The organism is Domibacillus indicus (genome assembly GCF_000970685.1).
GTDB classification, from domain to species: domain Bacteria; phylum Bacillota; class Bacilli; order Bacillales; family Domibacillaceae; genus Domibacillus; species Domibacillus indicus.
Map to the genome: position 1 here is coordinate 23,226 of NZ_LAJB01000012.1, position 24,289 is coordinate 47,514.

The following is a 24,289-nucleotide window of genomic DNA, read 5'->3' on the forward strand; positions in this document are numbered from 1 at the left end:
GCTTGTTTTCTGTTTTTATTGATGGTCTTCTTAAGGTGCCCCGTGTTGTGTTATGCAAATGAATATGAAGAATAGGAGTGATTCAAATGGCGGTTCAGCCATACCTGGTCTTTGACGGAAACTGCGGAGAGGCTCTTTCTTTTTATGAAAACGTGTTTGGCGCAGAAGCAAAACGGATGACCTTTGGAGAAGCGCCGCCGCATCCGGAGTATCCGCTTCCGGAAGAAGCGAAAAACCGGATTATGCATGCGAGCCTGGAAGCAGAAGGCACTACTCTGATGTTTTCTGACACGCTTCCAGGCATGCCGTATCAACAGGGAAGCGCAATTACACTGGCGGTAGTCAGTTCGAATGCGGACAAGCTGCGCTCCTGCTTTGAAGAGCTTTCTGAAGGCGGAGAAGTGACGATGGCGCTTCAGGAAACATTCTGGAGCAAAGTGTACGGGCAGGTGCGTGACCGGTTCGGCATTGAATGGCAAATCAGCCATCAGGAATAATGGCAAAAAAGGTGTTCGGGCTTTTCTGGCCGAACACCTTTTTTGAATAGGCAGCCTGCTTTGTTTCACGAAAGCAGGTTGTTTTTTATTTTAAATTGGTAAAAGGGAAAGTCTTTTTTTTACGCAATTCGGTACATGTGGGTGTTAATGGAATGGGAGTTTGTAAATGTATGATGAATTTTTTCACGCTGTGCTTCTTCAACTTCTACGAGTACCAGGATGTTTCCATCTTTTAAATATTTTTCGTACTCTTCGGCATCCTTTTCCGGAATACCGGCTCCAGTTAAAGCGCCGACAAGACCGCCGCCGGTTGCGCCGATTGCTGCGCCGCTTAACGTTGTAGCGAGTGGCCCCGCTGCCGCTAAAACACCGATGCCCGGAATAGTAAGCAGGCCTACTTCGGCAATTAAGCCGACGATACCGCCCAGTACACCGCCAGTGCCGATACCAATGCCGGCGCCTTTTCCAGCGTTGGATGCGCGGCCGGAATCATTATCATTTGTTTCAATGTTTGTTCTGCTTTCGATTTTATCCAGATCGTCGTCATCCTTGGCAAAAACAGAAATATCTTTTTCTTGAAAGCCGAGGTCCTTTAGTGACTGAATCGCATGCAGTGCACGGTCTGCGTTTTCAAATACTCCGCCTACAACTGATTTTTCCATTAATAACGTCCTCCTTTAAAAATAAACAAGCTGTTTTTGATCCTTCTCTTATCCCGTACCCGGCACATTTTCGACTAAACTACTTTTTTGGCTGTATGGACAGCTGCCGTTCAATTGGCTGCAGCTGTCCTGTCGTCCGGATGTTTAAGCGGGAAAGCAGCTCTCTGTTATCCTGTTCCCGGCAAAAAATTGAGTAAACATTCAAGGATGCAGAGCGAAGCTAATTTGCTTTCCGATCGCATTAGGGACGGTTTTATGCTTCAATGAAAGAGGATACATGCCGAGAAAAGGAGAGGATTTTATGAAAAAACTTCCAATTGAAAAACATGGATTGAATACAAGCCGGCTTGTGCTTGGCTGTATGGGGTTTGGAGGCGGCTGGAGCCGTGATGCCATTACAGAGGAGCAGGTTAAACAGGCCCATGAGGCGGTGAATGCGGCGCTCGAATCGGGTATTAATTTTTTTGACCATGCGGATATTTATGCATTTGGAAAAGCAGAAGAAGTATTCGGGCGAGTACTGAAGGAACGTCCCGGACTGCGGGATGAGATTTTTATCCAGTCCAAAACAGGCATCACCTTTCCGGATAAAGAAGCGGGCCTGCCAACGCGCTACAATTTCTCAAAGGAATATATTTTGAATGGGGTAGACGGCACCTTATCCCGGCTGGGCACAGACCATTTAGATACACTGCTTCTGCATCGTCCGGATGCGCTGATGGAGCCGGAGGAAGTAGCGGAAGCATTTCATGCATTAAAGTCATCCGGCAAGGTACGCTATTTTGGCGTATCAAACATGAGTGCAGGACAAATCAAATTATTGCAAAGCGCGATCAGCGACCGGCTGGTTGTTAACCAGCTAGAAATGAGTCTCCATAAAATCGGCTGGCTCGAATCCGGCGTGCATGTAAACCAGCCGGAATTTTGTGAAACTATTTTTCCAGAAGGCACCCTCGAATACTGCAGGATGGAAAACATTCAAATCCAGGCATGGGGACCGCTTGCACAGGGCTTATATTCAGGCGCTTCTCTTGAAGGAAAGCCGGCGGCTGTAAAAGAAACAGCCGGGATTGTGAAAAAGATGGCACAGGAAAAGGAAACAACGACAGAAGCGATTGTACTTGCCTGGCTGATGAGGCATCCAGCCATGATCCAGCCGGTAATTGGCACGACGAGCCCCGAGCGGATTCGTGCTTCCGCAAAAGCGATGAATGTGGTACTAAGCCGGGATGAGTGGTACACCCTTTACGTATCATCACGCGGCGTAAATTTACCGTAAATGAAAACAAAAGGCCTTTTAAAAAAGATTATAGGTTATAAGCTGATTTTTAGGCCTGGCCTTTTTTGATTCCGGCAGTCTCCATTCTGTTGAAATAAGATACTATCTATGTTTTCTCCGGATTAAATCCAACATACTTATGTATGTCCAGGACTTCAATAGGATGGAGAGCGCACCGATCTTGGCCCTGGCGGGGAATTCATCCGGTTACACCCGGTTTATGTCCCGTTCCTGATGAGAAAGGGAAGAATAAATAGGCTTTTTCATGCCGCTTTTTTAGAAATACAACGGGCGGAGGGCTGCCGGCGGAGACTTCCGTGGGACGAGTGGACAGGTGAAACAGACGGCACGCAATGGCGGGTGGTTCACCGTTCGCCCCACAGAAAAGCGCAGCCCGCAGACCGCAGTCCCTGACACTGCTTTTAAAAAAATAACGTGTTTCCAGCCTATAAAAAGAAGACGATTTTAACTCAAAGCTGGAATACCTTCTTGACGACTCTCTTTTTCAACATTGCAAGACTGCTGGCAAAGCCAGCAGTCTTACTCTTTCTAGGGAGGGTTAGCTGGCGGACGGCTCCGTTTGAAGCGTGAGCAATTGCTTAATCAATTTTTTTGTTAAAGAAGCGGATTTGACCTTTAAATGCAGATCGGCTGATATATGAACGGTGAACGCGCTTTGCTGAATGGCTGCTTTTAAATCGGAGATCGTCCGGCAGTCCTGTTGAATATTGTTCATTACAGCCCCATATTGAAGGAATTGATGGGTATCGCTGCCGCCCAATACCGGCAGCCCGATTTTCCGGGCAAATGTGTACACCAGTTCTTTGTTTTCTTCAATTCCAATTGTGTGAAGGTCTTTTCCGTTTAAATCAAATGCATCCAGGCGCTGAAGCTGATAAGGATCATGCTGGGTAAGCGGTGTTCCCGGGCGGAAGGGATGCGCACCGATTTTGATTGTGTTAAACGATTCAGCCAGTGCCATTAAATCCGAGAAAGAAATAAATGTTTCTTTTTCGAGATGGGGCTTTAGTTCATCGTGCATGCTTAAAATATGTTCACGGCGGCTGATCAGTAAAATGTGGCCGGTTTCTTTTACATCTACTTCCATACCAGCAAATACCCTTAACCCATCCACGCTGTAATAATCATCTATATACGGAAAGTGATGATCTAAATATGCGTACACATCTGAAAAATTTAATGTATTAAAATGCTCGGTTAGCGCAATGGCATCCAGTCCCGCTTCTTTTGCTTCACCAACCATTTCTTCAAAATATTCCGGCATAAAATCTGATTTTTTTGCAATTTTAACATGTGTGTGAAAGTCCATGTTCATCAAAATCACTCCTTATTAATAATAATGGCCTAAAAGAAACAGGGCTGTTATAAAGGTGAAACTGATCGCAAGAAAAAAATAATCCTGGCCGCCCATACGCAGGGAAGACAGCTTCAGCTTTTTCACCGCGGGATTTGTAAATGCGTTTTTGCTTCCTTTCGTTTCGAGAGCTTCTACCGTAGTACGGGCACGCTTGGCTGTACTGAGCAAAAGCGGATAAAACGAAATAACGGACAGCTTAACAAAGTAAGCGGCCATTCGCCAGTAAAGCAGCCCTTTTTTTTCAGGAGCTTTTCCGCGCAGCCGGTAACACATAAACACATGATTGTATTCTTCAAGCAGAACCGGAAGCATCCGGTAGCCATATGAAATGGAAAAAGACACCTGTCCGGGAACCCCGATGCTCAGCAGTCCGATGCTTAGCTTCTCGGGACTCATTGAGCAAAAAACCGTAATGCTTGCCAGTGAAATAACAGCAAGTTTAACCGTCAGCAGAAGCAGCGGCTGCAGGACGGCCAGGTCACCGCCGAAAAACAGTGAGGCGATAAGAAGGTAGCCGCCCTGTCCCAGCAGCCCGAGAATTAAAATAAGAAGAATGAGCCGGCTTACTTTCGTCATGATAGTGGTTGTCACTGTAAATGCAAGCAGGCCAGCCAGGATAATTGTGTTATGGATAAACCAGGGGGCAATGCCGAAAAAGGCATACCAGAGAAACAATGTGCGCGGATCGAGTCGGGCAATAGCGGTCCGGTCATTCGCGTAAGCCGTGTTCAGCAGCTCAATTTTCGCCTGCTCGATGCTTAACTTATCCATCATATTTTTTGCGTAATCCATGACTCAGCCTCCCGATACAGGTTAATGAACGAATCGATTGAATATGCCGCAGGGAAAAGGCCCAGCCGGTGGCTCAGCTCGACAATCTGCGGAGGGACCAGTCCCGCTTTTTTCATTAAAAACATATTGGAAAACAATTCTTCTTTACTGCCGTCATAAATAATTCCGCCTTCATGCATGACGATAACTCGTGTGGCCCACTCGCTGACCAGCTGCATATCATGGGTAGCGATCATGACCAGCTCCGTATGCTCTTTTAATTGGTCGATAAATCCGGTCAGCTGCTTGCGGGTAGCAATATCAAGATTCGCGGTTGGCTCATCCAAAAGAATAATAGCGGGATTCATGGCAGCCCCGATGGCAAGAGAAGCACGGCGCTGCTGGCCCCCGCTCATCAGCCTGCTGTCTTTATGCTGCAAATCCGTTAAGTGAAATTGTTCAAGAATGCGGTCTACTCGGGACTCGAAATCTTTAATCCGGCGTGCTTTCAAGAAAAACTCCACATCCTTGCGGACAGAGTCCTCAATAAACATTTGCTCGGGGTTTTGATAAATGTAAGTCACCTTGTCTGCCAGCTGCTCCGGAGTCAAGCCGGCGGTTGTCTGCCCGAGAACCGAGACCGAGCCGCCGGCGGGCTTTCGAAAGCCGGTCAGCAGGCGCAGGAGTGTTGATTTTCCGGCGCCATTATTGCCGACAAGCGCCACTTTTTCTCCTTTATAAAACGTAACAGTGATGTCCTTTAAAACAGGAGTGACGGTGCGGTTGATTGTTTTATAAAAAAACTCTGCGTTCTCAAACCGGGCTGCCGGTTCGCCTTCTATTTCGTTCGGTTTGTTTTCTAAAGGTGCTCTTTTTTCAAGAAAGAGTGCTTTGAAATACTCATCCGCTTCTTCAAGCGTAACCGGAAGCATGCCGCCGAGGCCGAGCTCGCGGGCGGCCTGGGTAACCTGAGGCGGATAAATGCCCCTCTTTGTCAGCTCATCAACAGCCGTTAATGCTTCTTTAACGGGCTTTTTCCAAACGGCTTTTCCTTCATCCACAAGCAGCACGCTTGAACAGTAATCGGCGATAAACTCGGTATGATGCTCAATGACGATAATGGTTTTGCCGTGCTGCTTATTCAAGGTTTCTAAAATTTTATACATTTTTCTGGCGTGATGGGGGTCAAGCTGGGCGATAGGCTCATCCAGTACAAGGATATCCGGCTGGAGTGACAGGCAGCCGGCCAGCGCGAGCAAATGCTTCTGGCCGCCGCTAAGCTGCCAGATAAATTCATCCTCGCACTGGTCGAGCTCCACCAGGCTCAATGCCTGACGGGCCCGTTCCTCGTAATCAGGGAATCCGAAGTGAAGGGGAGCAAAGGCCGCATCTTCTAAAACTCGTGCCTGCACAAGCTGGTTTTCAAAATCCTGATACACGTAACCGACATGGGAAGACAGGTCTGCCACAGAACTGTCCGCAGCCTGGAGGCCGTTTACTATAACGGAGCCTTCAAAGTCCCCGGTATAATAATGGGGAATTAAGCCATTGAACAGCTTGCAGAGAGTGGATTTGCCGCTTCCGTTCCCGCCAATGACAGCCAGAAACTCGCCTTTTTGAACTGAAAAACTCATATTCCGTAAACTCGGCCTGGTTTCTCCCGGATAGGTAAAGGTAACATTCTGAACATCGATCACATTATTCATGGGCGATTCGGTCCTTCGCTTTTTTATTTCGTGAAATGATGGCAAAAAGAATAGAAAGTGAAAGAACGGCTGCAACACCAATGCTGATCCAGATAAGATTTGTTTCAAGCTGTTCGGCAAAAGGTGCTTCCCATTCGAAAATGTTTAAATCTGTTTCCGACAGGAATTCAAACCCAAATGCGGCAAAGGCCAGAAGAACAGCTGCTATCACCAGTTTTGGACGCAGAATCCCACGGGTAGAATGGGTATTTTCACGGGTGCGGGGCTTCATGCCGAGCAACGGCTCAATTTTGCCGTAGAGACGCGGCACAAAATACAGAGTCGGAATGAGAGCAAAGAGAATGCCAGAAAACAAAACATCATTGAAAAAAGCAAATCCTTCGACAACAACGACACTTTCAGCGAGGCCAGGCAGAGTTTCAAAATCGTCGACTCCTATCCATACTTTTCCTATATCAACCATCATGCTGATTAACTGATGAATGATAACACCGGAAAGAGCGGCCATCCCAACCTGCTGTCTGTTTTTTGGATCCGTCACCATAATGCCGGCAATGTACATCGCGAGCGAGAAAGAAATAAACTTTTCAAGCTCACCAAAGCCGCCGAATTGGCCAAGCATAAGCTCGCCGAAAATCACTTCACCGAGAGAAGCGCCAATGGCCGCATAAAGCGGGTGAAACAAGATACATAAAGTAAGTGGAATAAAAGCAAAATACTCAATCGAAAATTCAACAGGACCAACATAAACAGACGGAACAAGCTCGGTAATCATGTTCGATAACCCGTAAAGCGACATTGATAAAATAAAGACCATCATCTTTTGGGACTGCGTCAGTGTGTATCGCTCTTTTACTGTTTGCATAGTTTATTCCCTCCTGGGTTCAGCTTGCTATTTATTGTAAGAGGGGAATATGAATCCGCCACAGCATTTATGTAAATCCCTCGTAAACTTATTATCATTTTTTTTAATGTTGTAATTTTTTTATCAATGCATGATAGGATAAAGAAAAAAAGGATGAATTCTGTGTTTGATATCAATCATTTGTCTCCCAGCCATTTGAAAATTGCCCAGTGGATCCGCCATAATGAGTCAGCGGTCATGATTGCTTCTGAGAAGGATATTGCGGAAGCGACCGGTGTCAGTATAGCATCGGTTTCGCGCTTTTGGAGAATGATCGGCTGCCGGAATTTAAAAGAATACAAGCAAAAGTTAAAAGCAAAGCAGGAAGTAACACCGGCAAAAAAAATGCTGAAAACAATCGGGAATCTTGAATACACAGATGTACAAAGCCATCATCTAAGCCGAAGCATCCGTCACCTGCAGGCTACACTGGACCATTTTCAGCGGGATCCCTTCAATAAGGCGGTAAAGCTGATTCAAGAATCAAGCCGCCTGTATGTTTACGCGCCCGGTCCTTCTATCAGCCTGGGAGAGCTGCTTTGCTACCGTCTCAGGCGATTTGGACAGGATGCCCGCTGTCTGAGATGGATGGGAAGCGAACTATTAGAAGAAATGGTTCATATTGATAAGTCCTGTACGGTTTTGATTTTTGCTTTTGGGCGAATTTTAAAAGAGGGAGAAGTTTTGCTTAAGCATGCCATGGACACCGGTTATAAAACGATTGTTGTCACAGACCAGCTTGTGCTGGACACTTCTTTTCCTTTTGATGTTTTTTTATACGCGGACCGTGGAGACAAGGATGAATTCCACTCTATGATCGCCCCGCTGTTTTTACTTGAGAACCTGATTATGGAAATGGGCAAAGCGGGACAGCCTCATCAAATGGAGCATTTGGAACGGCTCGACAGTCTCCGGAGAAAGTACAGGGACGATTTGCCAAGGTGATGGATAAAAGACAGGTACTGCACGGCGCGGTATTTACCGGCCGGGGCCAAAGCGATTTGCCGCGGCGGCATCGCTCGTATATCATAAAAGGTAGACTGGACAGACAGGAGAGCAGATGAATGTACAAATTGATTGCGATTGATATGGATGGAACGCTTTTAAATGATCATCATGAGGTAACAGATGAAGTGCGGAATGCGCTCGATGAAGCCCGGGCTCAAGGCGTAAAAATAGTGCTTTGCACGGGACGGCCGCTTGCCGGCATCCGCCGTTATTTAAAAGAGCTTCAGCTTGAAGAGGAAGAAGATTATGTGATTGCGTATAACGGTGCAATTGTGCAAAATACGCATACAAATGAAGTTGTGTTTAAGCAGTCACTCGGCTATGAGGATTTCCGCCTGCTGCATAGCTTAAGCATAGAGCTCGATACGCCGATGCACTTTTTTGACACAGACTATTTATACACAACCAATAAGCTGATCAGCCCGTATACGGTGCATGAAGCGTTTATCACGAAAATTCCATTCCGCCACACGTCCGCAGAAGAGGTGCCCGAGGACATTGCGATGCCGAAAGTAATGTATATTGATGAGCCCGAGCAGCTTGACCGGACGATTGCGGCAATCCCGGCCGAGGTCAATGAGAAATATATGATGGTGAAAAGTGCACCGTTTTATTTGGAAATTCTGCCCCGGGAAGTAAGCAAAGGCAATGCCGTAAAGCGTTTGTCTGAGAAGCTGGGCATTAAGCGTGAGGAAGTAATGACCATCGGCGATAACGGCAACGACTTATCCATGATTCAGTTTGCCGGCTGCGGAGTTGCGATGGAAAATGCGATTCCAATGGTAAAAGAAGCAGCTGATTATCATACAAAATCCAATAATGAGCATGGAGTTGCTCATGCAATACGAGAGCTTGTACTCGTTTAAGGAAGAAAAAACAGAACGCCGGATTCCTGCCGCACCAGGCAGGAATCCGGCTTCTTTTTGTCTCAGCTTTCTCCTTTTAACAGCAGGTAAATGGCCTGTGTTCCTTTATCGTCATGACCCTGCTCAGAAAGCTTGTCGTAAAGGGAGCTGGCAAGGGCCAGGCCGGGTGTGTTCATACCCATTGCCCGGGCTGATTCAATGGCAATGCCCATGTCTTTAATAAAGTGTTTGATGTAAAAACCAGGTTCAAAATCCCCTTTAATCATACGCGGTGCCAGGTTTGAGAGTGACCAGCTGCCCGCTGCCCCGCTGCCAATGCTGCCGAGTACCTGTTCCGGATCAAGACCTGCTTTTTCCGCATAAACCATCGCCTCTGCCACCCCCATCATATTGGAGGCAATAGCTATCTGGTTGCACATTTTTGTATGCTGGCCGGCGCCGGCTTTTCCCTGAAGAATAATGTTTTGTCCCATTGCTTCTAAAATCGGCTTAACCGCCTCAAAATCGGCCCTGTCACCGCCGGCCATAATGGTAAGCGTGCCGTTTTTGGCTCCGATATCACCGCCTGAAACAGGCGCATCCAGCACATGGATATTCTTCTTTTTTCCTTCTTCGTATAATCTTTCGGCTAAAATGGGGCTTGAAGTCGTCATGTCAATCGCATAAGAACCCGGTTTGGCATTTGCCAGAATGCCGTCTTCCCCAAGATAAACGGCTTCAACATCTTTTGGATAGCCGACGATTGTAATCATCACGTCTGCTGCCTGTGCGACGGCTGCAGGGGTTTCTTTCCAGACCGCACCTGCTGCAAGCAAATCTTCGGCCCGCGCTTTTGTCCGGTTATAAACGACAACTGGGAAGCCTGCATTCATTAAGTGGCCGGCCATGCTTTTTCCCATTACGCCTGTTCCAATAAATCCAATTGTTTTGCTCATATGTATCCGCTCCTTCCAAAAGTTGCTTGCTGTTTTATTGTACCAAAAAATTCTAGATGGTTGTTTTAGATTTGGCTGGGGGTGGTACAATGCAGATAATGAATAAAAGGAGGAGCACAAATGAAAGAGGTCCAGGCAAAAAGAACGGTGCTCCGTTTTGAAAATGGAAGAGCCGGCCGGGTAACAGATATTATTGTGACTGAACAGCCGGTAACCGTTAAAATCAATGGGGAAGAATTCGTTACGATGGTCTGCACGCCGGAATACATAGAAGACATGGTGATTGGCTATCTGGCTTCAGAAGGTGTTATCCGCCGGTATGAGGATATCCGCTATCTCCGGATTGACGACGAAGGCTTTGCCCACGTTGAGCTTTCGCGCATTAATCCTTTTTTTGAAAAACTGCAAAACAAGCGGTATATAACCTCCTGCTGCGGGATGAGCCGGCAGGGATTTGTGTTTGCGAACGATGCCCTGACAGCCAAAAAAATGCATGATATTCATATTCGGGTAAAGCCGGAGCTCTGTTTTTCACTAATGAAAACGATGCAGAATGAAGCGAAAATGTTCAAGGAAACTGGCGGTGTCCATAATGCTTCTTTAGGAGATGAGTCGGGCATCCTCCTGAGCCGGATGGATATTGGCCGTCATAATGCGCTTGATAAGCTGTATGGCTACTGCTTAAAAAACGGCCTGTCCACAAAAGGGAAAATTCTCGTATTCAGCGGGCGTATTTCCTCGGAAATTTTGCTGAAGGCAGCCAAAATTGGCTGTGAAATTGTTCTTTCGAAATCTGCGCCGACGGAGTTTGCTCTTCAGTCTGCCGAAGAGCTTGGCATTACGACAGTCGGGTTTATCCGCAATGGCTCCATGAATATTTACACGGTGCCGGAAAGGATTATATTGCCTTAGAACTGTTACTCTGATAAAATAGATAGCGCTTACAGTAAACGGTAAGAAAGATGAAGAGAAAACATGGCCTGCTTTCTTTTTATCATGATACTAATGGTGCTCAGCTTTTCTGTTTTTCACGCAGAAGCCGTAGACAGTATTCCAAAAGCCTGGATTAACAAGCTTTTGGAATACTGTCCTTTTTTTGTTTTTTAAAAGAAAGAAGAGGGTATGGGAAAAGAGTATTTACCGGGAAAGCTATATTTAGAAGATTAATTGAGAAAGAGAGAGGAGTTTTGGCGTTGACGGAATACGTGGGGATTAAAGTGAATGGGCAAAACATGAGCATTCCAGGCGATGTATCGGTGATGCAGGCGCTGAAGGAGCAGGCGATTGATATTCCGAGCGTATGCTACCATCCATCACTCGGGGCAATTGAAACGTGTGACACCTGTCTGGTGGAGGTGAACGGGGAATTTGTCCGGTCATGCTCTACACCGATTCAGGATGGCGACGAGATTAACACTGCTTCTGGTGAAGTCAAACGTGTTCAAAACATTGCGATGGACCGGATTTTGCACAATCATGATTTATATTGCACAGTTTGTGACTACAACAATGGCCGCTGTGAAGTACATAACACGGTCAAGCAAATGAAAATTGAACATCAGAGCGAGCCATTTGAAGAAAAGCCTTATGAAAAAGATTTTTCGAACCCTTTTTACCGTTATGACCCCGACCAGTGTATTTTATGCGGACGCTGCGTAGAAGCGTGCCAGGACCTGCAGGTAACAGAAACGTTATCCATTGACTGGAGCTTGGAGCGTCCCCGGGTTGTATGGGACGACGACCGTCCAATCAATGAGTCTTCATGCGTATCTTGCGGCCATTGTTCAACGGTGTGCCCATGTAATGCCATGATGGAAAAAGGCATGGTGGGAGAAGCCGGCTTTTTAACAGGCATCAAACAGGATACGTTACAGTCAATGATTGAATTAACAAAAAATGCTGAAACGGGCTTTAGTTCAATCATGCCGATTTCGGATGCAGAAGCGGCCATGCGGCAGACACGCATCAAGAAAACAAAAACGGTCTGTACGTATTGCGGTGTCGGCTGCAGCTTTGATGTTTGGACCAAAGACCGGCATATTTTAAAAGTAGAACCCCAGGTAGAGGCTCCGGCCAATGGCATTTCCACTTGCGTAAAAGGGAAGTTTGGCTGGGACTTTGTGAACAGCGAAGAACGCCTGACCAAACCATTAATCCGTGAAGGCGATGCGTTCCGCGAAGCAGAATGGGACGAAGCTCTTTCGTTAATCGAAACAAAATTCAAAGAAGCGAAAGATACGTACGGACCGGATTCAATGGCTTTTATTACATCTTCTAAATGCACGAATGAAGAATCATATTTAATGCAAAAGCTGGCCCGCGGCATAATCGGTACAAACAACGTCGATAACTGCTCGCGCTATTGCCAGACACCGGCAACGGTCGGGCTGTTCCGCACGGTCGGCTACGGTGGCGACTCCGGCTCCATTACGGATATCGAGCAGGCGGGACTTGTCATGATTGTCGGAGCCAACAGTGCGGAATCGCATCCCGTTCTCGCTACACGAGTCAAGCGGTCGCATAAATTATTTGGCCAAAAGCTAATTGTTGCTGACTTGCGCAAAAATGAAATGGCTGACCGCTCTGACCTATTCATTCAGCCAAAAGCCGGTACGGATCTTGTCTGGCTGTCAGCGGTCACGAAATATATTGTGGACCAGGGCTGGGCGGACGAAGAATTCCTTCAAAAACGGGTTAACGGCATCGATGAATATATTGCAAGCCTTGAGCCTTACACAATGGAATACGCAGAGCAGGTAACCGGCATTTCAAAACAGGATCTAATCACTATTGCCGAAACGATTCACAATACAAAATCAACATGTATCCTGTGGGCAATGGGTGTTACCCAGCATCTGGGCGGAAGTGACACAAGCACTGCCATTTCCAATTTGCTTTTAATTACCGGCAACTATGGAAAACCGGGTGCCGGAAGCTATCCACTGCGCGGCCACAATAATGTACAGGGCGCAAGTGATTTTGGCAGCATGCCGGACCGTTTCCCGGGCTATCAGCATGTAACGGATGATGCTGTCCGTGCCAAGTATGAAAAAACCTGGGGGACAAAGCTTCCAGCAGAGCCGGGCTTGAATAACCATGAAATGGTATCAGGCATTCATGCAGGCGATGTAAAAGTGATGTATTTAAAAGGCGAAGATATGGGTCTTGTCGATTCAAATTTGAATTACGTCCATTCTGCCTTTGAAAAGCTTGATTTCTTTGTGGTACAGGATATTTTCTTGTCAAAAACAGCCCAATTCGCCGATGTAGTGCTGCCGGCTTCTCCATCGTTTGAAAAAGAAGGAACATTCACAAATACAGAGCGCCGTATTCAGCGCCTGTACCAGGTGTTTGAGCCGATGGGCGATTCCAAGCCGGACTGGCAGATTATTATGGAAGTGGCCAACCGTCTTGGCGCCGGCTGGGAGTACAGCCACCCGGGTGAAATTATGGCAGAAGCCGCAAGCCTCATGCCGCTTTACTCAGGGGTAACCTATGAACGGCTGGAAGGCTACAACAGCCTGCAGTGGCCGGTGGCAGAAGACGGAACGGATTCACCGCTCCTCTTTAAGTCAATGTTCCCGTTTCCGGACGGCAAGGCGCGTCTTTACCCGGTTGAGTGGACGAAGCCGCTTCAATATGAAGAGGAGTATGACCTGCATGTGAACAACGGCCGGCTTCTTGAACATTTCCATGAAGGCAATATGACGTACAAGTCCGCCGGTATTTCCTCAAAAACTCCAGAGGTCTTCCTGGAAGTGTCACCGGAGCTTGCGGCTGAGCGGGGTCTTGAAGATGGTACTCTTGTACGGCTGACGTCTCCGTATGGAAGTGTGAAAGTAAAATGTCTTGTCACTGACCGGGTCAAAGGCAAGGAAGTTTATCTGCCGATGAACAGCCAGGGAGAAGGGGCGATCAACTACTTAACGAGCAGTGAAGCGGACAAGGACACAGATACGCCTGCTTACAAAGAAATCAGCGCGAAAATGGAAATCCTGTCAGGCAAAGGGGAAAGCCCGCTGCCAAGAATCAATCACCGAAACGGCAACCCGCAGCCGCAGATCGGTGTGCAGGTTGAGAAAAAATGGGCACGGCCGGATTACGTGTTCCCGGGCGACTTGTTAACGAAGGGAGTGTCCAAGCGTGGCTAAAGCAATTACGAAGATTCACCATCTGGAATTGAGTGAAGAAGAGCAGCGCCGACGGGATCTTGAAGAGCTGGAAACTATGCTGGTTGAACATAAAGAGGTCATAAAGGATTTCCTTCATATGCTCGATAAAATTCAAAGCCGAAGCGGCCTGGATGTTGTCACCGGGTTATTCGATAAAGGCGATGAAGTACTTGATGTTCTTGTAAAAGCAACGGACAAGCCGGAAGTCGCTAAGATTATTAAAAATACGCTGCTTATGCTGGGCGCACTTGGAAAAGTCAATATTGAAGATATGAATCCATTTATCGAGAAAATAAACGGCGGCCTGCACGGGGCTGTTCAATCTGAAAACAAGGAAGCCAGCTACGGGTCAATGCTTCGAACTCTGGCAGCACCGGAAACAAAAAAAGCAATGGCGTTTCTTTTGTCTTTCCTAAGTGGAATGGGCATTGAAAAGCCGAAGCTTCCGGCTGCGGCTGCTGAGAAAGAACAAAAAAGCAGGAAGAACTGGCTGCTGGCAGCAGGCCTGTCACTTGCAGGAGCAGCGCTGCTCTCGACTCAGTTCAGCAAAAAAGAATCTGCTCAATATGAAATGATGCACCACCAGTAAAAGTGTAAAAGAGGCGCTTTTAAAAGAAAAAAGCTTTTGAAGCGCCTCTTCTTTTGAACGGCGAAATGGATTATCAATGTAAGACATTAACCTATTTTCAAAGATCAGGAGGGCTTCCATTGGCATATTATTCTCCCAAGGAAATCGCACATGTTGCCATAGAAGCAGGCAGCAATAAAGCAAAGCTTCCCCTTCTAAGCATGCTTATCCTGGGTTTTTTGGGCGGCGCTTTTATCGCAATCGGCTATCTTCTCGCAATCCGGGTATCGGCAGATGTTCCCCATGAGTGGGGCTCATTCGCTTCTTTTTTAGGCGCAGCGGTTTTTCCGCTTGGCCTCATTTTGATTATTGTCGCCGGCGGAGAGCTGCTGACCGGCAATATGATGGCACTTCCGATGGCATTTCTGGCTAAAAGAGTGACCATTCGGGGACTGCTGAACAACTGGTTTTGGATTACTATCAGTAATTTTATCGGCGCTCTTTTTGTTGCCTATGTGTTTGGACATCTTGTCGGGCTGACTGAAACCGGCCCTTATTTGGATAAAACCGTTTTAACGGCACAGGCCAAGGTAGATACGGATTTTTGGCCGGCATTCTTCTCTGGCATCGGCTGTAACTGGCTTGTTGGGCTGGCTGTCTGGCTGGCTTATGGTGCTGATGACATAAGCGGAAAAATTTTAGCTATTTGGTTTCCCATTATGGGATTTGTCGCGATTGGCTTTCAGCACGTTGTCGCCAATATGTTTGTTATTCCAGCCGCGATTTTTGCCGGAGAGCTGACATGGGGTGACTACATTCAAAACTTTATCCCAGTTTATTTAGGAAACGCGGTGGGCGGCGCTGTTTTTGTTGCTCTTATCTACTGGACTTCGTATATAAGGAAACATTCAGATGCGCCGGACAGCAAATAGATTACGAGATTGGTAGAAAGATAAAGGGTCTTTAAGCCATTTTGTCTGGCTCGAGGCCCTTTTTTCTTTAGCTGACGAAGCTGAAATAGGAAAAGTACAGATACAGGACAATAATGAGGATGGATGGAATTAAATAGCGAAAAGCAGGCATTCTTTTTCTTCGCAACAGGGCCAGCAGCAGAAGGGATGACAAAATGGCCGTAGAGGCTGAGGTACTTTGGAGAATAGGCGATACTTCGGATAGAATAGGTCCTTGCCGGTAAAAAACATCGGACCCGGTTAAGATAAGAATATTAAAAACATTGCTTCCGAGTATCGATCCGAGAGCCAGATTGACGTTTTTCAGGCGGAGAGCCACAAGGACAGCAATTGCTTCAGGCATGGAGGTAGTGGCTGCTAATAAAAAGCTGCCAACAAAGCTTGCGTCTATTCCTGTTACTCGGGCAATCTCGTCACCGGTGAAAGAAAGCATCGAGCCGGCACCCGTTATAACAACAGCCATCAGTGCAAAAGCTGTAATGGTTTTCTTTAGCGAAAATGCATTCAGACTGCCAGCCGGCTCCTGATTTGTTTCTAATGTTTCGGGGTGAGAAATTCTGCTGACGATGTACATGCCGAGTATACAAGCAAAAGCAATAAATAATGTGTCACTACCTATTCCGTAAACCGTATAAGCTGACTGTCTTGTAAGAGCCAAAAGAAGCATAAGGGACAGAAGCAGGCCAAGTCCGGCCGTATACTTGTGTTCGCTGCTGACGGACTGATACAGGCGAATTTTTCGGTACCATACGTCAAAGCAGGCAATAATAAAAAGATTAAACATATTTGACCCAATCATATTCCCGATGGCAATATCCGGATTCCCAATAAAAACGGCAGAAAGACTGGTTGTGACTTCAGGCAGCGAAGTGGCACCAGCCAGAAAAACAGTACCGACGAGCAGGCCGCCAAGAGATGTTTTCCCACTTAGCTCGTCTGCATAACGGGAAAGCGCAATCGCAGCCAGAATGGTGGAAACAGCGGCCGTGAAAAAAAGGGTAAAAAGAACAAAAAGCATGATGATAAGCCTCCTCCATGCTGCCAGAATAAAATAATAGCTTGTACCATTCATTCTATAAGCGCAATCCCGTATTCATTCCCTGGCAGAGAAAAAAGCGGAACATCAAAAAAGACAGCCATGAAGGTCATGGCTGTCTGTACTATTTACTGGTTAGTCAAGCAGGCCGACCATTTTCAAGCCATTTAAAATGCCGTCTTCATCGACATTCGTTGTTACATGCTTTGCGGCACTTTTGGCTTCTTCATGGCCATTGCCCATTGCCACACTGTTTACAACTGTCTTAAGCATTTCCACATCATTCAGGCCATCGCCGAATGCGTAAATGTTTTCCGGGGAAATGCCGAGCTGGTCAATAATCTTCTGGATGCCTTTTGCTTTTGAACCGCCTGCCGGAACAATATCGACTGACACCGGGTGCCAGCGGACAAAGTCAAATTCAGGGAACTGCTTTTCGTACTCTTTATCTTCGGGGTCCTGGCAGAATAGGAGAGACTGATACAAATCACGCCCCTCGTGGTAGGATGGATCATGGCCCGGGAAGTAATTAATTTTCAATGAATCGATGCCCGCTGTTACATATTCATGTTCCGGCGTATTGGCTTTCATGTCTTCATGATCCATGAACACGACCGGATGATTGTGTTCAACAGCCACGTCGGTTAAACGGAGCAGCGCTTCTTTATTAAGCGGATTACGGTAGAGCGGCTTTCCTTTGAATACAACATATTGCCCGTTATAGCTGACGAATGTTTCGATCCCTAATTCTTTACGCAGGCCCTCAAACATAAATGGTGCGCGGCCAGTCGCAATAGCCACTTCATGCCCGCGTTCCTGCAGCTCCTGAACCGCCTGGCGGGTAGAAGCTGGCAGCTGTTTATCATGGTCGTACAAAGTGCCGTCTATATCAAAGAAAACGATTTTTTGGCTCATACAAATCCCCTTCACGTTTTATTATTCCTTTCTATACTAGCAAATGCCAGATCATTGAACAATTGAAACATTGTGTAAGCGGTTTTAATGATCTGTTGACTCCTGCGTCATATGGTCCCCGGTGTGCCGCCAAAAGAAGCAGCAATGTTTATCCGGCCTGCAGGAGGCATATACTAGAGAAGAAGCAGGGAAATAGGTGTGAAGGAGTGGGGCTTAATGAAAATTTCTGAAATGAAAGCCGGCCTTTATTGCACGCGCTGTCACGATGAAACAATCCACCGGGTTGTATACGTAAACAATAGTATTCAAAGCATTAAATGTGAAGGATGCCATCGAGTGACCGGCATGAAAATTAATGCGAAAAAAGAATTGTATGAGGAAATATATAATCGAATTGCGACAAAACCGTCCCGGGTGACACAGGAATACAAGCAGGACTTAAGCAGGTTTGTCTCCGGTATGCCGCTCAGGATGATCAGCAAGCCTTACCGGCTGATAAAATACGTGAATGAAACAAGAAAAGTATTAAAGGAGTTTAAGCACTCTTAAACACGGCATGCTTTTGAGAAGCGTCCGTTTTTTTTATACGCTAAAAGTAAAAAACGGCCCGCTGTTCAGCGGCCGTCGGGTTCAATGTGAACATGGGTAATATGGATATCGTGTTCCTGCAGCAAGGCTTCTTCAACATATTCAGTGATATCATGGCTTTCAATAACGTTTAAATCTGGATCTACCAGAAGCACAACATCAACAAATGTCACATTGCCGTGCGATCGGGCTTTAATACTTGGTACTCCGCGAACACCAGGCACTTTTTCCACTGTTTTTTGCATGCCTTTCAGCTTATCGAGGTCATAGGCATCTGTTAACGTGAGCGCCGCGTCAGAAAAAATGTCCCAGGCGGTTTTTAAAATAACAACGCCGACAATAAAAGCAGTGAGTGTATCAAGCCAGCCCAATCCCAGCCTCGATCCGATAATTCCAACGAAGGCACCAATGCTGACTAGCGCATCGGAACGGTTGTCCTGAGCAGCTGCCATAATGGAGGAGCTGTTAATTTTTTTGGCAAGGCGCGAATTGTACATATATACACCGTACATAATGGCTGCAGCCGCAAGTGCAGTCCAGGCGGTCATCATGTCGGGTGTTTCATGTTCAGCCTGAAAGAGGGAGGTTCCGGCTGAAATCAGCACCTGGATGGCCACTGAGGTCATGATAAAAGCAGCGAGAAGAGAAGCAACTGTCTCCGCACGAAAATGTCCATAGCGGTGATTTTCATCCGGCGGCTTACGGGCAATTTTTAAACCGATCAAAATGGCCACGGAAGCAATAATATCGGTTGAATTATTTAAGCCGTCAGCTCGCAGTGCTGCCGAAGCACCCAGCCAGCCGATGGTCAATTTTAATGTTGAAAGGAATAAGTAGGCGATGATGCTGATCCAGGCGCCGCGTTCTCCTTTTTTTAAATCCTCATATGCTGTTTCCACCTGTATTTCCTCCAAGAAAGTTAGTGTTTTTACTATACCAGCCCGTATCCGGGTGGGTCTACGGCAACATGATTGCCATTGTCTTAACAAGTTGCCCCCGCGCTAAAGTTATTTCTTTCGACAAAAAAGGAGTCGAATCTAAAAAAACGGGGAAGAGAAAAGATAGGTGGTGAAGATGATGGATACATTCAGCAGTCTGCACCCTGCGCTGCAGGCCCTGATTGGCGGTTTGATCAGCTGGGGCATGACAGCGCTTGGTGCAGCAATTGTTTTTTTCTTTCGTCATATAAAAGAATCGTTAATGAAAATGATGCTGGGATTTGCGGCAGGAGTTATGATCGCTGCCTCGTTTTGGTCGCTGCTGGCTCCGGCAATCCAATTCAGTGAAGAAAATGGGCAGATTGCCTGGCTGCCGCCGGTAATCGGCTTTTTGCTAGGGGGCGTGTTTATACGCCTGCTTGACGTCGTTGTTCCGCATGTACATATTGGAAGGGAAAAAGGGGAAGGCCCGTCTACAAAAATGCAAAAAACCACGCTCTTATTCTTGGCCATTACGCTTCACAATATTCCGGAAGGACTGGCCATCGGGGTTGCCTTTGGAGCGGCGGCGCTGGACATGAACGGGGCAACCGTTGCAGCAGCACTGGCGCTGGCATTTGGGATCGGTATTCAAAATATGCCGGAGGGGGCAGCTGTTTCTGTTCCATTGCGGGGAGAAGGAATGTCGCGGGCAAAAGCGTTTAACTACGGGCAGCTGTCCGCAATTGTTGAACCGATTGCAGCTGTCGTCGGTGCAGCGGCTGTCCTGTTTATCCAGCCAATTCTGCCGTATGCTCTTGCGTTCGCGGCGGGAGCCATGATTTTCGTGGTGGTAGAAGAATTAATCCCGGAATCCCAAACCTCCCATCACACGGACCTTGCCACGGCAGGCGTTATGGTAGGCTTTGCACTGATGATGGTGCTTGATGTTGCCCTTGGATAATAGAGGTATAACATGAAAGCAAAGAATCTACAGACACAAAAAGCAGCCTCAATGTAAAATCGAGGCTGCTTTTTGGGGGATAAAGGCAGTTTGAAGCTCGTAAAAGAAAATGAGACTGAAGCCGGGTAAATAAATAGAAGGTTTTTGTTCCGCAAGTTCATCTATCACTGGCTGTTCCTCCCTTATCCGTTCAGGTTTCTTCATGCAGGTACTTCCATTATGAAAGAACAAATAAGGGATGTCTTTTTTTATGTTAGAAACCCTTACATATTTTTTAAACAGCTTCTTCAATCGCTTCGCTTTTTTTATCTGCAAGCCGCCAGTATAGCTGATGCTCGATATCGCTTACAGTTACATGAATCCGAAATTCATTGGCGTCAAGACGGATCTTGTGCTCGCGGGCCCACGACAAAATAGAGCGAAAGCCGTATTTTACATCCTTTGATTCTCCTGAGAATTCAAGCAGCACATATGAACCGGCAGGAACCGTCAGACTTGACATGCCAGAAGGAATAATATCGATATGATTCACTTCCATCGCAATGCAATGAGTATACAGCTGGCCGCTTCGTTTAAGGCAAATGTCCATTAAGTATCCGTCAGTCTGTCCGGGAATCTGGCTGGCTGCTTCTAAAAAACGCTTTTTCCATTCAGGACGCATCGCTTCGATTTCTTTTTGTGTGCCGCTCATTTCATACCCCACAACTGTGACGGCACGAACATCTACGAGTTTCGGATTCATGTGCTCAGCTCCTTTTTCCTTCTCTTTTCCCTTTTTCCCGTGTTTTCACACCGTCCGGTCAGGGAATAGAAGTTGTAAAAAGAATGAACAAAAGTTGTACAGGGAGGGATCCTTGTGAAAACAAATGTGTTTATTTCAGGCGGCGGCATTTCCGGCCTCCTGCTAGGGCTGATACTTGCACGCAGCAGCATTGATGTAATCGTGGCCGAAAAAGACCCAAAGCCTTCCGTCAAGTACAAAGGGGAGCTGCTGCAGCCCAAAAGTCTGGAAATGATGAACCAGCTAGGGCTGTATGAAGAAGTGAGCGCCTCGGGGTTTCCTATCCATACTACCTCGATTACAGAATATGACAGGGACCGGGTCATGAAGAAAATTGAATACCGCTACGATGTAATCAACCATCAATTTAATAAAGCGCTCATGGTTCCCCATGAAGAGCTGAAAGACATTATCCGGAAGCGGGCGGAACAGTACTCCCACTTTCATTTTTTAAACCCGGCAAAATTTACGGGCTTTCAAGAAGCTGCCGATATTAAAAAAACAGCGCTTGTCGCTCATAAAGAACAGGGAGACCTGGAAATTCAAGCAGATTTTTTTGTCGGTGCGGAAGGCCGGATATCCCCAATTCGAAACAGTCTTGGCATTACATTAAAAGAAACAGAGTATAATCATTATTTTCTTACCGTCACGTTCCCGCGCCCTGCCCATTTAACGGAAGGAGAGATGCTTGTGCGGGGGCATTACTTTTTAGGGCTGTTTCCGCTCCCGAATTCGAAGGTGCGCACTGTACTGCTCATTAAAAAAGAAGAATACAAGGAAATGAAACGAGCAGGGCTTGAGTCCTTTTACCGCTGCTACACAAGCTTAAAGCCGGAGCTTGACGGGTATGTGCAGGAAATTACAACGTGGAAAGATATTCAGCTTATGGTGCCGACTCGCCATAATGCAGATCGGTACATAAAAGGAAATTGCGCACTTATCGGCGATGCTGTGCATACCGTTCACCCAATGGCTGGTGAAGGCATGAATTTAGCGATTCAAGATGCCTGTACACTTGGTGAGATGCTCTCCCATATGTATAAAGACAGTAACCTGGACACAGGGCAATTAACCGAGTATGAGCGGGTCCGCAAGCCGCGGGCTGAATTTTTGTCTTCACTCTCACACTTGTCCGCTCTGGCTTATTCGTACTGGCAGGGGCCATGGCCGAATATAAGGTCGCACGTATTAAAACGGATTGAACATGTCCCGACGCTTCATTACAAGCATATGCTGAATATTTCAGGCCTGGGAATGTGGAAGGACACATTGCTCGACCGATTCGTGCAAATTGGACTTTTGCCCGGCCGTATTTTGCCGAAAGTGAACGGCACGGAGCATCAATATAAAAAGCATGATGATTATCCGTGGATAAATGAGGAGGAATGGAAATGATTGCAGAGTACCGGAAAATATGGGAAGCCCGCAGCTGGCTGAAACGAAATGAACCATTCTTGCCAACATGGCATGCGTATGTCGGCTACCGGCTTGACTTATTTGAAAAGCTCTCCGGCGGTGCGACACTTCAATCGCTGGCTGATGAATATGGATATACAGAAGACCTGCTGCGTTCATGGGCAGATACAGGAGTTGTCCTTGGTCATTTAAAAGAAGAGGGAGACAGGCTGGTTCCTTCAAAGAAAATGCTTAAGTTTTTTTCGCAAAAAAGTGATGATACGGTGGGCGAGCTGTTAAAAGAGCTGTTCGAGATGCACATGCCAGCGCTTATGAACTATCCAGAGATGATGGAATCCAATCAAAGAGGGCGGTTCAAAGAAGATGACTTTGGCAAAACGGTTGCTGCAACCTCCGCGTTAATTGAAAAAAGAGCGTTTGGCCATGTGTTAGCAGAAATAAACGCACAAAAACCAAACTGGGTGCTTGATATTGGCTGCGGAACGGGCGGTTATTTAATGAAATTGGCTAAAAAAATGAATCGCGGCACGTTCGTCGGTGTAGATATAAGCAGGGACTGTATTGAGGAAGCACGTGAAAAAGCAGTGAAAAAACAGTTAGATGAAAAAGTGAAATTTTATTATGCGGATATTAACACCTGGGATGTGCCAGGCGGCTTGTTTGATGTAGTGATGATGAACAACCTTCTTCATTATTACTCGCCGGATGCCCGGGAATCACTGTTCAGCCGCGTCGCGGAGCTTGTCCGTAAAAAGGGAACGGTTATTATTGTTACACCGCTTTATTTGGAAAAAGGAGGCCGGCGTTTTTCAGCCGCGTTTAATTCGTTTATGGAGGCACATGAAAATTTATATCCGCTCCCAAGAAAAGAAGAGCTGATCCGCGATGCAGAGGCGGCGGGCTTTAAACTGAAGGATGTTAAAACCGTTGTTCGGGAAGGAAGCTGGTATTGTATGAGTTTTTCGAAAAAATGAGTATAATGAGGGTAAATAACCGAAGGGAGGCAGGAGTATGTCAATTGGTTATTTAAATGGGAAAATAATCAATCCGGGCGATCCGGTACTGCCGATTGACGAGCGCGGGCATCAGTTCGGAGACGGCGTTTATGAATATATCCGTGTTTATGGCGGCCGGGCTTTTATGATGAAAGAACATATGGAACGGTTTTTTAAAAGCGCTGAAGCGATCAAGCTGAATCTTAGCCATACGCCTGAAGAAATCCAGGCGATTGTAGACGATCTAATAGAGCGAAGCGGTTTATCCGACTGTGATGTTTACATGCAGGCGACCCGTGGGATTGCTCCTCGTAATCATTTGTTTCCGAACGTTCCGGCATCTATTTCCATGACGGTAAAGCCATTCCGGGCAATGGATGAAACACTGCGTGAGCAAGGAGCAAAAGTGAAGTTGCTGCCGGATGAGAGATGGCAAAACTGCTGGATTAAAACGCTGAATCTGCTGCCAAATCTTCTCGCTAAACAAGAAGCTTTTGAAGCAGGTGCTTTTGAAGCGGTTCTTGTCCGCGATGGCATTGTTACAGAAGGCTCCAGCTCAAATATCTTCCTGGTGAAAGACGGAACCCTCGTTACGCCGCCGGCAACGAAGCATATTTTACACGGCATTACTCGAATCGCTGTTCTTGATATCGCAGCGGAGCTCGGTATTTCTGTGGAAGAAAAAGAATTTGCGCCGGAAGCGGTTTTCGAAGCAGAGGAAGTTTTTTTAACAAGTACAGGAATTGAAATTGTGCCGGTTACTTCCGCCGATGATCAAGTGATCGGCAGCGGCAAGCCAGGTGCTGTAACTAAGAAAATTTATGAAGCATTTATGAAGCGTGTTTAAAAAGCACCCATCCTATAAAATGAAGGAAGCATAGAGCGGTTCATTCAAGCGTAAACACTGCTTCTTTTGATACAATAAGAAGAAGACTTATCAAAGGAAGTGGCGTTTAGGAT

At 46.6% G+C, this 24,289-nt stretch carries 24 protein-coding genes; 13 read left to right on the top strand and 11 right to left on the bottom strand.

Annotation, left to right across the window (positions count from 1 at the left end; genetic code table 11):
* The first annotated feature begins 86 nt into the window (after positions 1 to 86).
* On the top strand, positions 87 to 497 hold the full coding sequence (locus tag VP98_RS13705; RefSeq protein WP_046175966.1) for a VOC family protein: 411 nt from the start codon (positions 87 to 89) through the stop codon (positions 495 to 497).
* 119 nt (positions 498 to 616) lie between these two features.
* Here VP98_RS13705 and VP98_RS13710 read toward each other — a convergent pair whose 3' ends face one another.
* On the bottom strand, positions 617 to 1,159 hold the full coding sequence (locus tag VP98_RS13710; RefSeq protein WP_046175967.1) for a general stress protein: 543 nt from the start codon (positions 1,157 to 1,159) through the stop codon (positions 617 to 619).
* 301 nt (positions 1,160 to 1,460) lie between these two features.
* On the opposite strand from VP98_RS13710, the gene VP98_RS13715 reads away from it, so the two are divergent.
* The gene (locus VP98_RS13715) at positions 1,461 to 2,438 is read left to right on the top strand and encodes an aldo/keto reductase (RefSeq protein WP_046175968.1); all 978 of its coding nucleotides are present in this window, start codon (positions 1,461 to 1,463) and stop codon (positions 2,436 to 2,438) included.
* 559 nt (positions 2,439 to 2,997) lie between these two features.
* On the opposite strand, the gene VP98_RS13720 is transcribed toward VP98_RS13715, so the two are convergent.
* From VP98_RS13720 to VP98_RS13735, 4 genes are read right to left on the bottom strand one after another with little or no spacing between them, the layout of a single operon-like run.
* Complete coding sequence (locus tag VP98_RS13720) at positions 2,998 to 3,774, bottom strand: PHP domain-containing protein (protein ID WP_046175969.1); 777 nt, start codon at positions 3,772 to 3,774, stop codon at positions 2,998 to 3,000.
* A 15-nt stretch (positions 3,775 to 3,789) separates the two neighbouring features.
* Positions 3,790 to 4,608 (bottom strand): energy-coupling factor transporter transmembrane component T family protein, encoded by an 819-nt coding sequence (locus VP98_RS13725; RefSeq protein WP_046175970.1) that lies wholly within the window; start codon positions 4,606 to 4,608, stop codon positions 3,790 to 3,792.
* Positions 4,587 to 6,293 carry an ABC transporter ATP-binding protein gene (locus VP98_RS13730; RefSeq protein ID WP_046175971.1) on the bottom strand — a complete coding sequence of 569 codons (1,707 nt, stop codon included), beginning with the start codon at positions 6,291 to 6,293 and terminating at the stop codon, positions 4,587 to 4,589. Before VP98_RS13730 ends, VP98_RS13725 begins: the two co-directional genes overlap by 22 nt.
* Entirely contained in the window at positions 6,286 to 7,113 is an 828-nt protein-coding gene (locus tag VP98_RS13735) for a cell division protein FtsQ (RefSeq protein ID WP_407919220.1), read from the bottom strand. Before VP98_RS13735 ends, VP98_RS13730 begins: the two co-directional genes overlap by 8 nt.
* A gap of 207 nt (positions 7,114 to 7,320) precedes the next feature.
* Here VP98_RS13735 and VP98_RS13740 point away from each other — a divergent pair, with 207 nt between their 5' ends.
* Entirely contained in the window at positions 7,321 to 8,142 is an 822-nt protein-coding gene (locus VP98_RS13740) for a MurR/RpiR family transcriptional regulator (RefSeq protein ID WP_052712248.1), read from the top strand.
* A 119-nt stretch (positions 8,143 to 8,261) separates the two neighbouring features.
* Positions 8,262 to 9,071 carry a sugar-phosphatase gene (gene yidA / locus VP98_RS13745; protein WP_046175974.1) on the top strand — a complete coding sequence of 270 codons (810 nt, stop codon included), beginning with the start codon at positions 8,262 to 8,264 and terminating at the stop codon, positions 9,069 to 9,071.
* A 62-nt stretch (positions 9,072 to 9,133) separates the two neighbouring features.
* Here yidA and VP98_RS13750 read toward each other — a convergent pair whose 3' ends face one another.
* Entirely contained in the window at positions 9,134 to 10,006 is an 873-nt protein-coding gene (locus VP98_RS13750) for an NAD(P)-dependent oxidoreductase (protein ID WP_046175975.1), read from the bottom strand.
* Between the two features lie 120 nt (positions 10,007 to 10,126).
* On the opposite strand from VP98_RS13750, the gene fdhD reads away from it, so the two are divergent.
* The 4 genes from fdhD to VP98_RS13770 all read left to right on the top strand — a co-directional run bounded on the left by fdhD (position 10,127) and on the right by VP98_RS13770 (position 15,678).
* Positions 10,127 to 10,918, top strand: a complete 792-nt coding sequence (fdhD, locus tag VP98_RS13755) for a formate dehydrogenase accessory sulfurtransferase FdhD (RefSeq protein WP_046175976.1) — start codon at positions 10,127 to 10,129, stop codon at positions 10,916 to 10,918.
* 281 nt (positions 10,919 to 11,199) lie between these two features.
* Positions 11,200 to 14,157 (top strand): formate dehydrogenase subunit alpha, encoded by a 2,958-nt coding sequence (gene fdhF / locus VP98_RS13760; protein WP_082087936.1) that lies wholly within the window; start codon positions 11,200 to 11,202, stop codon positions 14,155 to 14,157.
* A complete protein-coding gene (locus VP98_RS13765) occupies positions 14,150 to 14,767 on the top strand; it encodes a DUF1641 domain-containing protein (protein WP_046175977.1) in 618 nt (205 codons plus the stop codon). Before fdhF ends, VP98_RS13765 begins: the two co-directional genes overlap by 8 nt.
* Positions 14,768 to 14,886: 119 nt before the next feature.
* Positions 14,887 to 15,678, top strand: a complete 792-nt coding sequence (locus tag VP98_RS13770) for a formate/nitrite transporter family protein (protein WP_046175978.1) — start codon at positions 14,887 to 14,889, stop codon at positions 15,676 to 15,678.
* Positions 15,679 to 15,745: 67 nt separating this feature from the next.
* Here VP98_RS13770 and VP98_RS13775 read toward each other — a convergent pair whose 3' ends face one another.
* A complete protein-coding gene (locus VP98_RS13775; protein WP_046175979.1) occupies positions 15,746 to 16,735 on the bottom strand; it encodes a sodium:calcium antiporter in 990 nt (329 codons plus the stop codon).
* A 153-nt stretch (positions 16,736 to 16,888) separates the two neighbouring features.
* Positions 16,889 to 17,668 carry a Cof-type HAD-IIB family hydrolase gene (locus tag VP98_RS13780; RefSeq protein ID WP_046175980.1) on the bottom strand — a complete coding sequence of 260 codons (780 nt, stop codon included), beginning with the start codon at positions 17,666 to 17,668 and terminating at the stop codon, positions 16,889 to 16,891.
* Positions 17,669 to 17,884: 216 nt separating this feature from the next.
* Between VP98_RS13780 and VP98_RS13785 the strand changes: the two genes are divergently transcribed.
* Entirely contained in the window at positions 17,885 to 18,217 is a 333-nt protein-coding gene (locus VP98_RS13785) for a hypothetical protein (protein WP_046175981.1), read from the top strand.
* A gap of 65 nt (positions 18,218 to 18,282) precedes the next feature.
* On the opposite strand, the gene VP98_RS13790 is transcribed toward VP98_RS13785, so the two are convergent.
* Complete coding sequence (locus tag VP98_RS13790) at positions 18,283 to 19,155, bottom strand: cation diffusion facilitator family transporter (protein WP_046175982.1); 873 nt, start codon at positions 19,153 to 19,155, stop codon at positions 18,283 to 18,285.
* Between the two features lie 175 nt (positions 19,156 to 19,330).
* Here VP98_RS13790 and VP98_RS13795 point away from each other — a divergent pair, with 175 nt between their 5' ends.
* Positions 19,331 to 20,137, top strand: coding sequence for a ZIP family metal transporter (locus VP98_RS13795; RefSeq protein ID WP_156151398.1), 807 nt, complete (start codon positions 19,331 to 19,333; stop codon positions 20,135 to 20,137).
* A gap of 48 nt (positions 20,138 to 20,185) precedes the next feature.
* Here VP98_RS13795 and VP98_RS19125 read toward each other — a convergent pair whose 3' ends face one another.
* The gene (locus VP98_RS19125; RefSeq protein WP_197076598.1) at positions 20,186 to 20,341 is read right to left on the bottom strand and encodes a hypothetical protein; all 156 of its coding nucleotides are present in this window, start codon (positions 20,339 to 20,341) and stop codon (positions 20,186 to 20,188) included.
* Between the two features lie 70 nt (positions 20,342 to 20,411).
* Positions 20,412 to 20,879, bottom strand: a complete 468-nt coding sequence (locus VP98_RS13800; protein WP_046175984.1) for a GyrI-like domain-containing protein — start codon at positions 20,877 to 20,879, stop codon at positions 20,412 to 20,414.
* Positions 20,880 to 20,993: 114 nt separating this feature from the next.
* Between VP98_RS13800 and VP98_RS13805 the strand changes: the two genes are divergently transcribed.
* From VP98_RS13805 to dat, 3 genes are read left to right on the top strand one after another with little or no spacing between them, the layout of a single operon-like run.
* Entirely contained in the window at positions 20,994 to 22,313 is a 1,320-nt protein-coding gene (locus VP98_RS13805) for an FAD-dependent oxidoreductase (RefSeq protein WP_046175985.1), read from the top strand.
* Positions 22,310 to 23,308 (top strand): methyltransferase domain-containing protein, encoded by a 999-nt coding sequence (locus VP98_RS13810; protein WP_052712249.1) that lies wholly within the window; start codon positions 22,310 to 22,312, stop codon positions 23,306 to 23,308. Before VP98_RS13805 ends, VP98_RS13810 begins: the two co-directional genes overlap by 4 nt.
* A 37-nt stretch (positions 23,309 to 23,345) precedes the next feature.
* Positions 23,346 to 24,176 carry a D-amino-acid transaminase gene (gene dat, locus VP98_RS13815; protein ID WP_046175987.1) on the top strand — a complete coding sequence of 277 codons (831 nt, stop codon included), beginning with the start codon at positions 23,346 to 23,348 and terminating at the stop codon, positions 24,174 to 24,176.
* The last annotated feature ends 113 nt before the right edge of the window (positions 24,177 to 24,289 follow it).

Coding starts and splice junctions, on each gene's coding strand:
- VP98_RS13715 (WP_046175968.1), top strand. CDS start 1,461: ATGAAAAAACTTCCAATTGAAAAACATGGATTGAATACAAGCCGGCTT.
- dat (WP_046175987.1), top strand. CDS start 23,346: ATGTCAATTGGTTATTTAAATGGGAAAATAATCAATCCGGGCGATCCG.
- yidA (WP_046175974.1), top strand. CDS start 8,262: ATGTACAAATTGATTGCGATTGATATGGATGGAACGCTTTTAAATGAT.
- VP98_RS13810 (WP_052712249.1), top strand. CDS start 22,310: ATGATTGCAGAGTACCGGAAAATATGGGAAGCCCGCAGCTGGCTGAAA.
- VP98_RS13800 (WP_046175984.1), bottom strand. CDS start 20,879: ATGAATCCGAAACTCGTAGATGTTCGTGCCGTCACAGTTGTGGGGTAT.
- VP98_RS13795 (WP_156151398.1), top strand. CDS start 19,331: ATGATGGATACATTCAGCAGTCTGCACCCTGCGCTGCAGGCCCTGATT.
- VP98_RS13785 (WP_046175981.1), top strand. CDS start 17,885: ATGAAAATTTCTGAAATGAAAGCCGGCCTTTATTGCACGCGCTGTCAC.
- VP98_RS13705 (WP_046175966.1), top strand. CDS start 87: ATGGCGGTTCAGCCATACCTGGTCTTTGACGGAAACTGCGGAGAGGCT.
- fdhD (WP_046175976.1), top strand. CDS start 10,127: ATGAAAGAGGTCCAGGCAAAAAGAACGGTGCTCCGTTTTGAAAATGGA.
- VP98_RS13775 (WP_046175979.1), bottom strand. CDS start 16,735: ATGCTTTTTGTTCTTTTTACCCTTTTTTTCACGGCCGCTGTTTCCACC.
- VP98_RS13730 (WP_046175971.1), bottom strand. CDS start 6,293: ATGAATAATGTGATCGATGTTCAGAATGTTACCTTTACCTATCCGGGA.
- VP98_RS13750 (WP_046175975.1), bottom strand. CDS start 10,006: ATGAGCAAAACAATTGGATTTATTGGAACAGGCGTAATGGGAAAAAGC.
- VP98_RS19125 (WP_197076598.1), bottom strand. CDS start 20,341: ATGAAGAAACCTGAACGGATAAGGGAGGAACAGCCAGTGATAGATGAA.
- VP98_RS13725 (WP_046175970.1), bottom strand. CDS start 4,608: ATGGATTACGCAAAAAATATGATGGATAAGTTAAGCATCGAGCAGGCG.
- VP98_RS13735 (WP_407919220.1), bottom strand. CDS start 7,113: ATGATGGTCTTTATTTTATCAATGTCGCTTTACGGGTTATCGAACATG.
- VP98_RS13780 (WP_046175980.1), bottom strand. CDS start 17,668: ATGAGCCAAAAAATCGTTTTCTTTGATATAGACGGCACTTTGTACGAC.
- VP98_RS13710 (WP_046175967.1), bottom strand. CDS start 1,159: ATGGAAAAATCAGTTGTAGGCGGAGTATTTGAAAACGCAGACCGTGCA.
- VP98_RS13720 (WP_046175969.1), bottom strand. CDS start 3,774: ATGAACATGGACTTTCACACACATGTTAAAATTGCAAAAAAATCAGAT.